Below are 15,158 nucleotides of genomic sequence, written 5' to 3'. Positions count from 1 at the left end.
CATGGCCAACGGCTTTGCCGACCGCCTCTACCGGGGCGAGGCGAACCTCAACATCGTGGGCCGGCGCAAGATGTGGTTCGCCATCGCGGGAGCCCTCGTGGTCCTCGCGCTCGGCAGCTTCCTCATCCGCGGCTTCCACCTCGGCATCGAGTTCTCCGGTGGCACCCAGTTCACGCTGCCGGCCAGTGTCGGCAGCGTCGAGGCGGCGCACGACGCCGTCGTCAAGGCGGTCCAGACGGCCGGGGTCGGCGAGGACGCCGACGTCACCACCGCGCAGAAGCTCAGCTCGGGTGACAACGCCAGCTACAACGTGCGTACCGGATCGTTCTCCCCGGAGGAGTCGGCCGCGGTCAAGGCCGCACTGGTCCAGGACCTGGGCGTGCCGGCCACCGACATCAGCGACGACCGGGTCTCCGCGGCCTGGGGCGGTCAGGTCACCAAGCAGGCCCTGCTCGGTCTGGCCATCTTCCTCATCGTGGTGATGGCCTACCTCATCGTCCGCTTCGAGTGGCGGATGGCGGTGGCGGCGGTCTCCTCGCTGCTGCTCGACCTGGTGCTCACCGCGGGCGTCTACTCGCTGGTCGGGTTCGAGGTCACGCCGTCGACGGTGATCGGCTTCCTGACGATCCTCGGCTTCTCGCTCTACGACGTGGTCGTGGTGTTCGACAAGGTCCAGGAGAACACCAAGGGCATCACCGCGGGCAGCACCCGGACGTACGCCGAGGCCACCAACCTCGCCGTCAACCAGACCCTGATGCGCTCCATCAACACCGGTCTGGTGGCCCTGCTCCCGGTCGGCGGCCTGCTCTTCATCGGTGCCGGCCTGCTCGGCGCCGGCACCCTGAAGGACCTCGGCCTGGTCCTGTTCGTCGGCATGGGCCTCGGCGTCGTGTCCTCGATCGTGTTCGCCGCCCCGATGCTGGCCGCGCTCAAGGACACCGACCCCCGCATCAAGTCGCACAACGCCCGGGTCCTGGCCCGTCGCTCCTCGGGCCGCTCCGGCGACGTCGCCCGCGGCGACCGCGCCCGGCCGGCCACCGAGGCGGGCACGGACGAGGTCCCGGCCTACGCCGGTTCCACCCCGGCCTCCACCACCCCCGCCTCCACCACCCCGCGCCCGGGCGCCCGCCCGGTCGTCAAGCGCAGCACCAACAACCGTGGCGGCGCCGCGGGCAACCGCCCGAGCGGCGGTCAGAAGCGCCGCTGAGACACCGGACGGCCCGACGGCCCGCTGCCCCCTGGGGACAGCGGGTCGTCGCTTTGGGGGGCCATCTAGGCTGTGCGGGTGACGGACACTGCTGCAGAGGTACGCGGGGACAGCGGCCCGAAGGTCGCCCAGCTGGTCGCCAGCCGGGCCCTGGACGTGCCGGACTTCCCCAAGCCGGGCATCGTCTTCAAGGACCTGATGCCCCTGTTCGCCGACGGTCAGGTGTTCCACCAGGTCATCGACGAGATCATCACCCACCACGGCGAAGACTCCTTCGACGTGGTGGCCGGCGTCGAGGCCCGCGGCTTCGTGCTCGCCGCGGCCATCGCCTACGCCACCGGCAAGGGCGTCGTCCTGATCCGCAAGGCCGGCAAACTGCCGCGCGAGGTCCACGCCGCGTCCTACGCCCTCGAATACGGCGAAGCCACCCTCGAGGTCCACCAGGACGCCTTCGTCCCCGGCCACCGCGTCCTCGTGGTCGACGACGTGCTCGCCACCGGAGGAACCGCCGGAGCCGCCCTCGACCTGGTCGAACGAGCCGGCGGAACGATCTCCGGCTTCACGGTCCTGCTCGAACTCGGCTTCCTCGACGGCCGCACGCGCCTCGAACCCCGTACGGTGCATGCCATGTTGACTGTTTGATCCTTGTCTGTCCGTGCGGTGGCGCGCTTTCGGAGCTTCGGGCCAGGGCGGCGGGGAAGACGTGGCGGGTAGGATGGCGTTTCGATCCAGGTGAGCAGAAGCGACGTGAGGAGGCCGGTGTCCAGCGACGTCGCCCCTCCGACGGAGGGCACGGTGCAGCCGACCGACGCGGCCAGGGCCTCGACGCCGCAGACCGGCGCTGCGGGGCGTGACCTGCCCCTCGCCGGCGCGGCGCCCCAGGGTGGCGCTGCTGCGGCCGATGGTGTCCTCTCAGCTCCCGCTGGTGCGCCGACGTCCGTGAGGCCAAGCTTGAGCGCCGACAAATCACACCAAAAGACGCCGATGGGTGGGGACGTGGTGGCGACAGGTGACGGTGTTGCGCTGAACGGTGACAGCGCGGCCGCAACGGGTGACGGTGCGGCCAAGGTCCCTGCGGCCAAGGTTGCCGCGGCGGACGGCGCCGCCGCGAACGGTGCTGCGGCGAATAGTGCTGTGGCGGACGGTGCTGTGGCGGACGGTGCTGTGGTGGCCTCGTCGACGGCCACCAAGGGAGCGGCGGGGAAGACCGCGCCTGCCACCGCAGCCGAGATCACCGGGTCTGGTCCCGCCGGGTCTGGATCGACCGCGTCCGGTCCTGCCGGGTCTGGGCCGACCGCTTCTGGACCCACGGCTTCTGGACCCACGGATTCGGGGCCTTCCACTGCGAGCGGCGGTCCGGATTCAGGCGCGACGAGCGGTCCGTCTCCGGCGGCGACCGGCGCTTCGGCTCCGGGTGGGACCGGCATTCCGGCTCCGGTGGTGACCGATGATGCGGCTCCTGGTGTGATCGGTTCCGTTTCGGGTGTGGTCGGCGCGACGTCTTCCGGGTCGGCATCGAGCACGACGGCTTCCGGCGGGTCTTCCGCCGCGGCGAAGGCTGATTCTGCGGCGAAGGACGCGCCCGGAAAGGCTTCATCCGCGCAGGCTTCATCCGCGCAGGCTTCATCCGCGCAGGCTTCACCCGCGCAGGCTGAGTCTGCGAAGGCTTCACCCGCGAGGGCTGAGTCCGCGAGGGCTGAGTCCGCGAAGGTCGGGTCGGGGAAGGCTGGATCCGCGAAGACTGAGCCGGCGACGGTTGAGTCCGCTAAGGCTGAGTCCGCTAAGGCTGGGGCGACGAAGGCTGGGGCCACGAAGGCTGGGTCGGTGAATGCCGCGTCCGCGACAGCCGCGGCGTCGGGTGGCGGTAAGGGTGACCCGGCAGGCGGTGTCGGGACCGGTGTGCCGGCGGCCGGTCGGACCGGGACCCCCGACGGTGTCAGGGCTGACGGTGTCAGGGCTGACGGAGTCAGGGCCGATGGGGTGAAGGCCGACGGTGTCAGGGCGGGTGCGGCTGTGGCTGTGCCGGAGAGCGTTCCGGTGGTCGAGGCGGCTCCGGGTGGGTTCGGGCTGGCCAGTGCTCCTACCGGGCGGCGGGTGCGGGCGCGGCTGGCGCGGTTCAATGCTCCGTGGCAGAGCACGCAGGTCAGTGAGGTGCTCGAGCCGCTGATCGCCACGCATCGGGCCAGTCATCCCAAGGCGGACGGGCGGGCGCTGCAGCGGGCCTTCGACGTCGCCGCCCGGTGGCACTCCGGGCAGTATCGTAAGTCCGGGGATCCGTACATCACGCATCCGCTCGCGGTCGCGACGATCCTGGCGAACCTGGGCATGGACACCACCACGCTGGTGGCCGCGCTGCTGCACGACACGATCGAGGATACCGACTACGGCCTCGAGCAGATGAAGTCCGACTTCGGGCCCGAGGTCGCGCTGCTGGTCGACGGGGTCACGAAGCTCGACCGGGTGAAGCTGGGGGATGCCGCCAAGGCGGAGACGATCCGCAAGATGGTCGTCGCCATGGCCAAGGATCCCCGGGTGCTGGTCATCAAGCTGGCCGACCGGCTGCACAACATGCGTACCCTGACGTTCCTTCCGCGCCCGAAGCAGGAGCAGAAGGCCAAGGAGACGCTGGAGATCCTGGCGCCGCTGGCTCACCGCCTTGGTATGAACACGATCAAGTGGGAGCTCGAGGACCTGGCGTTCGGGACGCTGTTCCCAAAGCGGTTCGAGGAGATCAACCGGCTGATCGGGGAGCACCAGCCGCAGCGGGAGGCGTTGCTGCGGCAGGTGACGAACCGGGTCTCGCTGGATCTGAAGTCCGCCAAGATCAAGGCCGAGACCACCGGGCGGCCGAAGCACCTGTATTCGATCTATCAGAAGATGATCGTGCGGGGGCGGGACTTCAGCGACATCTACGACCTGGTCGGGGTGCGGATCCTGGTCGACACCGTGCGGGACTGCTACGCGGCGCTCGGGGTCATCCACGCGAACTGGCAGCCGGTGCCGGGGCGGTTCAAGGATTACATCGCGATGCCCAAGTTCAACATGTACCAGTCGTTGCACACGACGGTCATCGGGCCGACCGGTAAGCCGGTCGAGATGCAGATCCGGACGTTCGCGATGCACCGGACCGCCGAGTTCGGCATCGCCGCGCACTGGAAGTACAAGGAGCAGAAGGGCGTCGCGATCGTCGGGCCGCCGGCGCACGTCGACGAGATGACGTGGCTGCGGCAGCTGCTGGACTGGCAGCGCGAGGCGAGTGACCCCAGCGAGTTCCTGGACGCGTTGCGCTTCGACCTGTCCAGCCAGGAGGTGTACGTCTTCACGCCGAAGGGCGACGTCATCCCGCTGCCGACCGGGTCGACGCCGGTGGACTTCGCGTACGCGGTGCACACCGAGGTCGGGCACAAGACGATCGGTGCGCGGGTCAACGGCAAGCTGGTGCCGTTGGAGTCGACGCTGTCCAACGGCGACGTCATCGAGATATTCACGTCGAAGTCGGCGACCGCCGGGCCCACACAGGACTGGCTGGGCTTCGTCAAGAGTCCCCGGGCGCGCACCAAGATCCGGCAGTACTTCAACAAGGAACGCCGCGAAGAGGCGATCGAGGACGGCAAGGAAGCGATCGTCAAGGCGATGCGCAAGCAGGGTCTGCCCCTGCAGCGCATGCTGACCAGCGACAACCTGACCACGATCGCCCGTGACCTGCATCTGGCCGATGTCGCTTCGTTGTACGCGGCGGTCGGTGAGAGTGCGGTCTCCGCCCAGTCGGTGGTGCAGAAGCTCGTCGCCGGGTTCGGTGGCGAGGAGGGCGCGGTCGAGGACATCGCCGAGACCGCCGTCGCGACCCGGCCGCCGCGCAACCGTACGTCCGCTCAGGACCCGGGTGTCGTGGTCAAGGGTGTCAGCGACGTGTGGGTGAAGCTGGCCCGCTGCTGCACGCCGGTGCCCGGTGACGCGGTGTTCGGCTTCGTGACCCGCTCCGGCGGCGTGAGTGTGCACCGTGAGGACTGCGCCAACGCCGAGGACCTGCGGGTGCAGGGCGAGCGGGTGGTGGAGGTGAGCTGGAAGCCGACGTCCGCGTCGACGTTCCTGGTCGCTATCCAGGTCGAGGCGCTGGACCGGCACAAGTTGCTGGCCGATGTGACGCGGGTGCTGTCGGAGGAGCGGGTGAACATCCTGTCCGCGACGGTGACCACGACCCGGGACCGGGTGGCGGTCAGCCGGTTCACGTTCGAGATGGCCGACCCGAAACACCTCGGGCACCTGGTGGCCGCGGTCCGCAAGGTCGACGGGGTCTTCGACGCCTACCGGGTGACCTCCGGCGCCTGACCGCGGGACATACGAAAAGGGCGGGCCCCCGAGGGGACCCGCCCTTTCCTTCTGCTCAGGTCAGGCCGCGGACATCGTGAGGGTCTTGATGTCCACTTCCTTCTTGGGCGGGCCGTCGGTCTCGCCGGTGGTGGTGCCGGCCTTGCCGACGCCTTCGACGAGGTCCAAGCCCTTGGTGATGGTGCCGAGGACGGTGTATTCGGCCGGGAGCGTGGTGTCTTCGTACACGATGAAGAACTGGCTTCCCGTGCTGCTCGGCGCCTGGGTCTTGGCCATCGCGATCGTGCCCTTGGGGTACGTCGGGGTGGCGTTGGTCGGCAGGTTCTCCTCCGCGTAGCGGAAGTTGGGGCCGCCCTGGCCGTCGGTGTCGCGGTAGCCCTTGCCCTTGGCGCTCGGGTCGCCGCACTGCAGGACCTTGAGGCCCTCGGTGACGAGCCGGTGGCACTTGCTGCCGTCCCAGAACTTCTTGCTCGCGAGGTACGTGAACGCCGCACCGGTGCAGGGGGCCTTGGCCAGGTCGACCGTGGCGGTGATCGCGCCGAGGTTGGTGTCCATGGTCAGCGTGCTGGTGCCGGTGTTGGGCGCGTTGGCCGGCGGGACGCCACCGGTGTCGGTGACCTTTCCACCGGCGCTGCCGTCCTCGGGGATCCACTCGCAGGCGACCGTGCCGGCCGGCGGGGCCGAGGCCGACGGGGTCGAGTCGTCGTCGTTGCCGAGGGCGGCCACGATCCAGACCGCCGCGCCGGCGATGACGACGACGGCGAGGGCGGAGCCGATGATGGCCTGCCGCTGGCGCCGCTTCTTGGCGGTCGCGGCGCGCTCGGCCATCTCCTTCTCGAGGCGCGCCCGCGCCGCCGCGCGCTGCCTGTCCTTGATCGACGACACGGTGTTCCTCCTGTTTTGCCTACGTGCGGTGAGGGGGCGATCGGGTGAATTCTGCTCCGGAAAGCTCAGGACTTGCTGGAAGCGGAGGGCGCGGCGGATGCGGGTGCCGCCCCCTCGGGGGTGTACTCGCCGACGGTGACGCTCTTGACGGCGATCTTGCTCTTCGGGGTGACGTTGTCCCCGGCCGCGTTCGCCGTCACCGGGATCTTGCCGATCTTGTCGACGGTGGCGATGCCGCTGGTCACCGTGCCCACGATCGAGTACTGGGGTTCCGTCTTCGGGGTGAAGTCCTTGTAGAAGATGAGGAACTGGCTGCTGTTGTTGCCCGGCGGGTCACCGATCATCGCGACCGTGCCCTTGGGGTACAGCGGCGCGGCCTTCCCGGTGGAGGCCGACGCGGACGGCTCGGGGCTCGGGACCACCGGCACGTTCTCGTTGTAGACGCTGTACGTGGGGCCGCCCTGGCCGGTGCCGCTCGGGTCGCCGCACCTGATCGCACCCTCGGTGGTGATCTCGTGGCAGGTGGTGTTGTCGTAGAACTGCTTGCCGGCGAGGTAACCGAGGCTGGCGGCGCTGCACGGGGAGTCCGTGAGGTCGAGGCTCACCACGATCGGGTCACCCTTGTCGGTGGTGATCGTCATGTCCCGGGTGCCGGAGGTCGGGATGCCGGTGGTCGGCGGGTCACCGACGTCCTTGAGGCTGGGGTTCGAATCCGCGCTCTGCGGGGTCCACGCGCAGATGTCGGAGTTCGCGGCGTCGACGGGCGTCTCGTCCTGGTCGAACGCGCCACCCAGCCAGGCGATGCCGCCCACGATGACGACGAGCGCCACCGCGGCGCCGACGCCGGCCTGGATCTGACGTCGCCGACGCTGCCTGACGGCCCGGCGCGCCAACTGGCGGTCGAACTTGTCCCGCGCCAGCTTCCGCTGCCGGTCCTTGCTGGAAGGCACCGAGTGCTCCCTCTCCTCAAAACCAGAGACGCCCGGGACCGGAAGACGCTCAGAAAACAGAGGCGAAATTCCGATCCAGTGCGCCATGCCACACGCCCGCAAGAGTGTACGGGTAACTGCTGGGAATGTGGTGTGCGAGGTTCCGTGACGGTGTGTACGGTGCGTCGGACTAGGCTTCGGGCGTACCAACAAAGTCTCGAGGGGGTGCGGAGTGCTCGTCACCAGCTTTCCGGCGCAGGCGTTCGGCACCAACTGTTACGTGGTCGCGGCCGGTCCCGGTGAACAGGTACTGATCGTCGATCCCGGCGTCGGCGTGTTGCGGGAGCTCGACGAGGTGCTCGCGAAGCACCGGCTGCAACCGGCCGCGGTGTTGTTGACCCACGGCCATTTCGACCACTCCTTCTCCGTCGCGCCGGTGTGCGGCGCGCGCGGCATCACGGCGTATGTGCACCCCGCCGACCTGGAGATGCTCGCCGACCCGGAGAAGGGCCTGAACATGAGCTTGCGGGACATGTTCGGGGGCGCGCTGACGTACACGCCGCCCGAGGACGTCGCCGAGCTCACCGACGGTGCCACGCTGAGCCTCGCGGGCCTGGAGGTCACCGTGGACCACGCGCCGGGCCATACCGGCGGGTCGGTGATGTTCCGGCTGCCGGGTGCGGGCACGTCGTGGGACGCGGACGAGATCTGCCTCTCCGGTGACGTGCTCTTCGCCGGCTCCATCGGACGCACCGACCTGCCGGGCGGTGACACGGCCGTGATGATGACCAGCTTGAAGGGCAAGGTCCTGCCGCTGGCCGACGACACGGTGGTGCTGCCCGGCCACGGACCCGAGACGACCATCGGCCGCGAGCGCGCCCAGAACCCGTACCTGCGGGATCTTTAGGAGAGTCATGAGCAAGCCCACGCCACTGTCCGGTTTCCCGGAGTGGCTGCCCGCCCAGCGGATGATCGAGCAGAACGTCGTCGAGCGGATCCGGTCGACGTTCGAGCTGTACGGTTTCGCACCGCTGGAGACCCGCGCGGTCGAGCCGATGGACCAGCTCCTGCGCAAGGGGGAGACGTCCAAAGAGGTCTACGTCCTGCGCCGGTTGCAGGAGGACCCGGCGAACCAGAAGGACGACGCGCTCGGTCTGCACTTCGACCTGACCGTGCCGTTCGCGCGGTTCGTGCTGGAGAACAGCGGCAAGCTGCAGTTCCCGTTCCGGCGGTACCAGATCCAGAAGGTGTGGCGCGGTGAACGCCCGCAGGAGGGCCGGTACCGCGAGTTCCTGCAGGCCGACATCGATGTGGTGGACCGCGACTCGCTGCCGTTCCACTACGACGCGGAGCTGCCGCTGGTGATCGGGGACGCGTTCCGGTCGCTGCCGATCCCGCCGGCCACGATCCTGGTCAACAACCGCAAGGTGTGCGAGGGCTTCTACCGCGGGCTGGGCCTCGAGGATCCCGACGAGGTGCTGCGCACGGTCGACAAGCTGGACAAGATCGGCCCGGCGAAGGTCGGCGAGCTGCTGGCCACGCTGGGGGCGAGCGCGGCCCAGGTGGACGCGGTGCTGCGGCTGGCACAGATCTCGACCGCGGACGCGTCGTTCGTGGACGAGGTCCGCAAGCTGGGTGTCGACAACGACCTGCTCAATGAGGGTCTCGGCGAGCTGGTCGCGGTGGTGGACGCGGCGAACGAGCACGCGCCGGGCCTGATCCGGGCCGAACTCAAGATCGCCCGCGGTCTGGACTACTACACCGGCACCGTCTACGAGACCCAGTTGCAGGGGTACGAACGGCACGGCTCGATCTGTTCCGGGGGCCGCTACGAGAACCTGGCGTCGTCGGGCAACGAGCGGTTCCCCGGTGTGGGCATCTCGATCGGCGTGTCACGGATGCTGGGCCTGCTGTTCGGCCAGAGCGCGCTGACGGTGTCGCGCAGTGTCCCGACGGCGGTCGTGGTCGCGTTGCCGAGCGAGGAGCTCCGGGGCCGGTGTGACGCGGTGGCCCGGTCGCTGCGGTCGCGGCGGATCAGCACCGAGGTGGCCCCGTCGGCGGCGAAGTTCGGCAAGCAGATCCGGTTCGCCGAGCGCCGCGGTATCCCGTACGTGTGGTTCCCGGGTGCCGACGGCGAGCCGGACACGGTCAAGGACATCCGGTCGGGGGAGCAGGTCGAGGCGGACGCCGCGACCTGGGCGCCCCCCGCGGAGGATTTCGTGCCGTCAGTCCAGGGCGTCTAGGAACTTTTCGATCGCGGTGCCGACCGTGCCGAGCACGTCGGTGAAGTTGCGGATCGGCCCGGGCACGCGCAGGGAGTGCGTACCGTCCTGGATGGTCAGGATCTCCTTGCCGGTGTTGCGGGCCGCTTCCGCGTCCCACCAGCGGTGATCGGCTGTACCCCCGATGAGCAGTTGGGGTGCGGGGTTCTTGGCGATGGCCTCGGCGACGTCCGGCCGGGTCAGCATCGGGGTGAGCCAGATCGCGGGCAGCGAGCGGTCGGCGGCGAGCCCGGCGGCCAGGGTGCCGAGCGACTTGGCGATCAGCACCGGCCTGGCCCGCGGGGCGACCTCGGCGGCGCGGTCGAGGGCGGCCTCGACCTGGGCGCGCACGAACGGCTCGAGGTCGTCGCGCGGTGTCTCCCACTCGATGGTCTCCACGTGGGCGGTGCGGTCGGCGAGCACTTCCCAGGCGATGTCGTGCAGCGTGCCGATCCGCCCGGTGCCGCCGGGGACGAGAATTCCGTTGATCACGGCACAAATCTAGTCCGTAACACAAAGGACATGCCTGAACGCGTTCCGTGAAATAGATCGTTCTTAGCTTCGGGGCACGAACCCGTGGGCGAAGGGACAGTCGTATGTCACCTGCTAGACGGACTTTCATCACCCTCCTTGCCGCAAGCGTAATCCTCACCGGATGCGCCTCCGATCCGGCGGACAGCGACGACGGCGACACGATCAAGGTCGGTGTCCTGCACTCCCTCAGCGGCACGATGGCGATCAGCGAGGTGACCGTCCGCGACTCCGAGCTGCTCGCCATCGAGGAGGTCAACGCCGCCGGTGGCGTGCTCGGCAAGAAGCTCGAGCCGGTCGTCGAGGACGGCGCGTCGGACTGGCCGACGTTCGCCGAGAAGGCCCAGAAACTCATCAACGAGGACAAGGTCGCGGCGACGTTCGGCGGGTGGACCTCGGCCAGCCGCAAGGCCATGCTGCCGGTGTTCGAACGCAACAAGGCGCTGCTGTGGTACCCGGTGCAGTACGAGGGGCTGGAGAGCTCGCCGTACATCTTCTACACCGGGGCGACCACCAACCAGCAGATCGTGCCGGCCCTGGACTACCTCAAGGAGCAGGGCAAGAAGTCGGTCTTCCTGGTCGGCAGCGACTACGTCTTCCCGCGCACCGCCAACAAGATCATCAAGGCGTACGCGCAGGCGAACGGCATGACCGTGACCGGCGAGGAGTACACCCCGCTGGGCGCCACCGAATACTCCACGATCGTCAACAAGCTCGGCCAGGCCAAGCCGGACGTCGTGTTCAACACGCTCAACGGCGACAGCAACGTGGCGTTCTTCAAGCAGCTGCGCAGCGCCGGGTTCACCGCGCAGACCATGCCGACCGTGTCGGTCAGCGTCGCCGAGGAGGAGGTCGCCGGCATCGGGCCCGCGAATGTCGCCGGGCACCTCGTGGCGTGGAACTATTACCAGACCACCACCGGCGCCACGAACGCGACGTTCGTCAAGGCGTACCAGGCGAAGTACGGCGCGACCAAGGTGACCTCCGACCCGATGGAGGCCGGCTACAACGCGGTCAAGCTGTGGGCCGCCGCGGTGGACAAGGCCGGCAGCACCGACGTGGACGCGGTCAAGAAGGCGGCCGGCGGCATCGCGCTCGACCTGCCCGAGGGCAAGGTCACCATCGACGGCGAGAACCAGCACGTGTACAAGACCGCGCGGATCGGCCTGATCCAGCCCGACGGGCAGATCAAGGAGGTGTGGAGTTCCGGCGAGCCGGTCAAACCGGACCCGTACCTCAAGGGCTATCCGTGGGCGGCCGGGCTGGGTTCGTGATGGGCACGCTCAACCAGCTGGTGATCGGGGCGAGCATCGGCGCGGTGCTGCTGCTCGCCGCGCTCGGCCTGACGTTCACGTTCGGGCAGATGGGCGTGATCAACATGGCGCACGGCGAGTTCATCATGGCCGGGGCGTACACCGCGTACGTGCTGCAACCGCTCGTCGGTGACCAGGCCGTGCTGGTGGCACTGCCGGTGGCGTTCGCCGTCGCCGGCCTGCTCGGCCTGATCCTGGAACGGCTGATCATCCGGCGTTTCTACGGCCGGCCGCTGGACACGCTGCTGCTCACGTTCGGCATCAGCTTGATCCTGCAACAGGCCGCCCGGGACCTCTTCGGCGCGCCGAACGTGCAGGTCGACGCGCCGGGCTGGCTCACCGGCGGCTTCGACCTCGGCGGGGTACGGCTGCAGGCCAACCGGCTGTTCATCCTCGGCCTCGCGATCGGCTGCGTGGTGCTGATCTCGCTGTACCTCGGCAGGCTGCGCCAGGGCCGGCGGATGCGCGCGGTGATGCAGAACCGGCAGCTCGCGGCCGTCAGCGGGGTCGCCACCGGCCGCGTCGACCAGCTCACGTTCCTGATCGGCTCCGGGCTCGCCGGGGTGGCCGGGGTGGCGCTGACCCTGATCGGGCCGGTCGGGCCGACGCTCGGGACCGCGTACATCGTGGACGCTTTCCTGGTCGTCGTGGCCGGCGGCCTCGGGCAGCTGAAGGGCGCGGTGATCGCGGCCTTCGCGCTGGGGGTGCTGAACAGCTTCGTGGAGTTCTGGACCGCCAACGGCGCCAGCTTCGCCAAGGTCGTGGTGTTCGCGGTGATCATCGCGTTCCTGCAGTTCCGGCCACAGGGCCTGTTCGTCCTGCGATCGCGGGCCCTGTCATGAGAAACAGGATTCTCTTCGCCGTGGCCGCGCTGGTTCTCGCCACCGCGCCGATCTATCTGTCGCCGTTCCGCCTCGACCTGCTCGGCAAATACCTCTGCTACGCCATCGTCGCCGTCGGCATCTCCCTCGCCTGGGGGCGCGGCGGCATGCTGACCCTCGGCCAGGGTGTCTTCTTCGGCCTCGGCGGCTACGCGATGGGCATGCACCTCAAGCTCCAGGAAGGTGGCCTGCCCGACTTCATGTCCTGGAGCGGCGTCGAGGAGTTGCCGCTGCTCTGGAAACCGTTCGCGAACCCGGTGTTCGCGCTGGCCATGGTGGTCGTCCTGCCGGTCGCCGTGTCGGTCGTGCTGGGCCTGCTCGTGTTCCGGCAACGGGTCCGCGGCGCCTACTTCGCGGTGCTGTCGCAGGCGCTCGCGGCGGCGTTCGTCATCCTGCTCGTCGGACAGCAGGGCCTGACCGGCGGCACCAACGGCCTGACGAACTTCCAGTACTTCCTCGGCCTGGACCTCTACGAGGACACCGACCGGCGGATCCTCTACCTGATCACCGCGCTCGCGCTGGGTGCCTCTTTCCTGGGGGTACGCCAATTGGTGCGCAGCCGCTTCGGGCAACTGCTCGTGGCGATCCGCGACGGTGAGGACCGGGTGCGGTTCCTCGGCTACGACCCCGCGCTGGTGAAGACCGCGGCCTTCGCCGTGTCGGCGGGACTCGCCGGGATCGCGGGTGCGCTGTTCGTACCCGTCGTCGGTCTGTTGTCCCCCGCCAACCTGGGCATCGTCGCCTCGCTGGAACTGCTGGTGGGGGTCGCCATCGGCGGCCGGTACTCGCTGGCCGGAGCGGTCGGCGGCGCACTGCTGTTCAACTACGCCAAGACCATGTTCAGCGAGCAGTGGCCGGACAGCTGGCTGTACTTCCAGGGCGCGCTGTTCGTCGCGGTCATGCTCTGGGCGCCCCGGGGCCTGGCCGGCCTGCGGATACCGAGACGGAAGGCGGTGCCGGCGTGAGCGCGCTCCTCGAGATCCGTGGCCTCGATGTCGTGTTCTCCGGGTTCCACGCGATCACCGGCCTGGACTTCACGCTGGACGCCGGTGAGCTCCGGTTCCTCATCGGACCCAACGGCGCCGGCAAGACCACGCTGATCGACGTGATCACCGGGCTGACCAAGCCGGCCTCCGGATCGGTCCGGTTCGCCGGTCAGGAGCTGGCCGGCAAGCGCGAGTACAAGATCGTACGGGCGGGCGTGGGCCGTACGTTCCAGACCTCGGTGGTGTTCGAGGAGCTCAGCGTGCTCGACAACCTCGACCTGGCGGCGGGCTTCCGGCGCCCGCTGACCGGCCTGCTCCGCCGCCGGCACGGCATCACCGACGACGTCGCCTCCGCACTGGACACCATCGGCCTCGGTGACCTGGCCGGCCGCCCGGCCGGGGTGCTCTCGCACGGCCAGCGGCAATGGCTCGAGATCGGCATGCTCGTCGTGCAACGGCCCCGCCTGCTGCTGCTCGACGAACCGGTCGCGGGCATGAGCCGCGACGAACGCGACCGCACCGGCGAACTGCTGCAATCGGTGGCGAAGGACCACACCGTGCTGGTGGTCGAACACGACATGGCGTTCCTGCGCCGCTTCGCCAGCACGGTCACCGTCCTGCACGAGGGACGGCTGCTCCGCGAAGGCACCGTCGCCGAGGTCCGGGCCGACCCCCGGGTCCAGGAGGTCTACCTCGGACGCAAGGAAGAGGAAGAGGTGGTCTGATGCTCGAGGTCAACAACCTGAACGTCGCGTACGGCAGAGCCCAGGTCCTGTTCGGCGTCACCCTGCAAGCCCCACCGGGCTCCCTGGTCTGCCTCATGGGCCGCAACGGCGTCGGCAAGACCACCCTGCTCAAGGCAGTGATGGGCGTCCTGCCCACCCGCGAGGGCACAATATTCTTCGACGGCGACGACATCACCAGGGCACCGACCCATGAACGGGTCCGAGCCGGCCTCGGCTACGTCCCCCAGGGCCACGAGACCTTCCCCCAGCTCACGGTCGCCGAGAACCTCCAGGTGGCCCGGGAAGCCGCACCCCGGCAACGCCCCGAGACCCTCAACGAAGCCCTCGACCTGTTCCCGGCCCTGCGCGGCCTGCTCAAACGCCGGGCCGGTTTCCTCTCCGGAGGCCAACAGCAACAACTCGCGATCGCCCGGGCCCTGGTGACCGAGCCCCGCATGCTCCTGCTGGACGAACCGACCGAGGGAATCCAGCCCTCGACAGTCCAGGAAATCGAACAGGCGATCCGTCAGCTCCACGCTTCCGGCCTGACCGTCCTGCTCGTCGAGCAGTACCTCGAACTCGCCCTCCGCCTCGCCGACGCCTTCGTCATTCTCGACGCCGGCGAGGTCGTCCGGTCCGGTTCCGCCGCTTCCCTCCGCGACGACGAAAGCGTCCGTCGGCTGCTCGCTGTCTAAGGACGATGGTCACCCCGGCCTCCGCCCTCGCGGGCGAACTCGCTACCGGCTCCGAACTTTGGTCACCGGCATCCTGATTGCAGGGCCGGCTGAATGATCACCCGCCGGCTGCGGAATCCGGCTTCCGCGCTGTGCTTACCCCAGGCGGGTCGGTCCGGCGGGCGGACCTTGGTGGGTGGGCGCGGGAGCAGAACCGTGCCGCTCACCCTCAACCCAAATCGGGTGGGGTTGAGCGCAAGCGGCACGGTTATGCTCCCGCGCCCCACCACTCAGGTCCGCCCGCTGGAGTAAAGCTCCTGGGATGACCGCCGCGCGGAAGCCAGATTCCGCAGCCGGCAGGTGACCGCTCAGCCTGTACGGCAATCAGGGTGCCGGTGACCAGAGTCTTCGCTGGCAGCGAGCTCGCATGCAAGGTC

13 protein-coding genes are annotated in these 15,158 nt (G+C 69.1%); 10 read left to right on the top strand and 3 right to left on the bottom strand.

The window, feature by feature from the left end; genetic code table 11:
* The first annotated feature begins 1 nt into the window (after position 1).
* The 3 genes from secF (at position 2) to ACIA6A_RS33810 (ending at position 5,536) form a co-directional block, all read left to right on the top strand.
* Positions 2-1,207, top strand: coding sequence for a protein translocase subunit SecF (gene secF / locus ACIA6A_RS33820; RefSeq protein WP_396102040.1), 1,206 nt, complete (start codon positions 2-4; stop codon positions 1,205-1,207).
* 78 nt (positions 1,208-1,285) lie between these two features.
* Complete coding sequence (locus tag ACIA6A_RS33815; RefSeq protein WP_396102039.1) at positions 1,286-1,849, top strand: adenine phosphoribosyltransferase; 564 nt, start codon at positions 1,286-1,288, stop codon at positions 1,847-1,849.
* Between the two features lie 1,257 nt (positions 1,850-3,106).
* Positions 3,107-5,536, top strand: coding sequence for a RelA/SpoT family protein (locus ACIA6A_RS33810; RefSeq protein WP_396102137.1), 2,430 nt, complete (start codon positions 3,107-3,109; stop codon positions 5,534-5,536).
* 60 nt (positions 5,537-5,596) lie between these two features.
* On the opposite strand, the gene ACIA6A_RS33805 is transcribed toward ACIA6A_RS33810, so the two are convergent.
* Both ACIA6A_RS33805 and ACIA6A_RS33800 read right to left on the bottom strand, forming a co-directional pair.
* Positions 5,597-6,421 (bottom strand): peptidylprolyl isomerase, encoded by an 825-nt coding sequence (locus ACIA6A_RS33805; protein WP_396102038.1) that lies wholly within the window; start codon positions 6,419-6,421, stop codon positions 5,597-5,599.
* A gap of 65 nt (positions 6,422-6,486) precedes the next feature.
* Complete coding sequence (locus ACIA6A_RS33800; protein ID WP_396102037.1) at positions 6,487-7,371, bottom strand: peptidylprolyl isomerase; 885 nt, start codon at positions 7,369-7,371, stop codon at positions 6,487-6,489.
* 211 nt (positions 7,372-7,582) lie between these two features.
* Here ACIA6A_RS33800 and ACIA6A_RS33795 point away from each other — a divergent pair, with 211 nt between their 5' ends.
* A complete protein-coding gene (locus ACIA6A_RS33795) occupies positions 7,583-8,257 on the top strand; it encodes an MBL fold metallo-hydrolase (RefSeq protein ID WP_396102036.1) in 675 nt (224 codons plus the stop codon).
* A 7-nt stretch (positions 8,258-8,264) separates the two neighbouring features.
* Complete coding sequence (hisS, locus tag ACIA6A_RS33790; protein WP_396102035.1) at positions 8,265-9,593, top strand: histidine--tRNA ligase; 1,329 nt, start codon at positions 8,265-8,267, stop codon at positions 9,591-9,593.
* Here hisS and ACIA6A_RS33785 read toward each other — a convergent pair.
* Positions 9,576-10,103, bottom strand: coding sequence for an alpha/beta hydrolase (locus tag ACIA6A_RS33785; RefSeq protein ID WP_396102034.1), 528 nt, complete (start codon positions 10,101-10,103; stop codon positions 9,576-9,578). The genes hisS and ACIA6A_RS33785 overlap by 18 nt on opposite strands.
* Before the next feature lie 104 nt (positions 10,104-10,207).
* On the opposite strand from ACIA6A_RS33785, the gene urtA reads away from it, so the two are divergent.
* From urtA to urtE, 5 genes are read left to right on the top strand one after another with little or no spacing between them, the layout of a single operon-like run.
* A complete protein-coding gene (urtA, locus tag ACIA6A_RS33780; protein ID WP_396102033.1) occupies positions 10,208-11,416 on the top strand; it encodes an urea ABC transporter substrate-binding protein in 1,209 nt (402 codons plus the stop codon).
* A complete protein-coding gene (gene urtB / locus ACIA6A_RS33775) occupies positions 11,416-12,297 on the top strand; it encodes an urea ABC transporter permease subunit UrtB (RefSeq protein WP_396102032.1) in 882 nt (293 codons plus the stop codon). The genes urtA and urtB overlap by 1 nt, the downstream gene beginning before the upstream one ends.
* Positions 12,294-13,301, top strand: coding sequence for an urea ABC transporter permease subunit UrtC (urtC, locus tag ACIA6A_RS33770; RefSeq protein ID WP_396102031.1), 1,008 nt, complete (start codon positions 12,294-12,296; stop codon positions 13,299-13,301). Before urtB ends, urtC begins: the two co-directional genes overlap by 4 nt.
* Positions 13,298-14,047, top strand: coding sequence for an urea ABC transporter ATP-binding protein UrtD (urtD, locus tag ACIA6A_RS33765; RefSeq protein ID WP_396102030.1), 750 nt, complete (start codon positions 13,298-13,300; stop codon positions 14,045-14,047). The genes urtC and urtD overlap by 4 nt, the downstream gene beginning before the upstream one ends.
* The gene (urtE, locus tag ACIA6A_RS33760; protein WP_396102029.1) at positions 14,047-14,742 is read left to right on the top strand and encodes an urea ABC transporter ATP-binding subunit UrtE; all 696 of its coding nucleotides are present in this window, start codon (positions 14,047-14,049) and stop codon (positions 14,740-14,742) included. The genes urtD and urtE overlap by 1 nt, the downstream gene beginning before the upstream one ends.
* Positions 14,743-15,158: the final 416 nt, after the last annotated feature.

This window comes from Actinoplanes sp. NPDC051494 (assembly GCF_044454705.1).
Taxonomy (GTDB): domain Bacteria; phylum Actinomycetota; class Actinomycetes; order Mycobacteriales; family Micromonosporaceae; genus Actinoplanes.
Note: the sequence above shows the minus strand (reverse complement) of the source record. Positions and strands in the feature narration are given on the sequence as shown.

What these genes read in the sequence shown, in the direction of transcription:
- secF (WP_396102040.1), top strand. Translation starts at nt 2, where the DNA reads ATGGCCAACGGCTTTGCCGACCGCCTCTACCGGGGCGAGGCGAACCTC.
- hisS (WP_396102035.1), top strand. Translation starts at nt 8,265, where the DNA reads ATGAGCAAGCCCACGCCACTGTCCGGTTTCCCGGAGTGGCTGCCCGCC.
- urtA (WP_396102033.1), top strand. Translation starts at nt 10,208, where the DNA reads ATGTCACCTGCTAGACGGACTTTCATCACCCTCCTTGCCGCAAGCGTA.
- urtB (WP_396102032.1), top strand. Translation starts at nt 11,416, where the DNA reads ATGGGCACGCTCAACCAGCTGGTGATCGGGGCGAGCATCGGCGCGGTG.
- urtC (WP_396102031.1), top strand. Translation starts at nt 12,294, where the DNA reads ATGAGAAACAGGATTCTCTTCGCCGTGGCCGCGCTGGTTCTCGCCACC.
- urtE (WP_396102029.1), top strand. Translation starts at nt 14,047, where the DNA reads ATGCTCGAGGTCAACAACCTGAACGTCGCGTACGGCAGAGCCCAGGTC.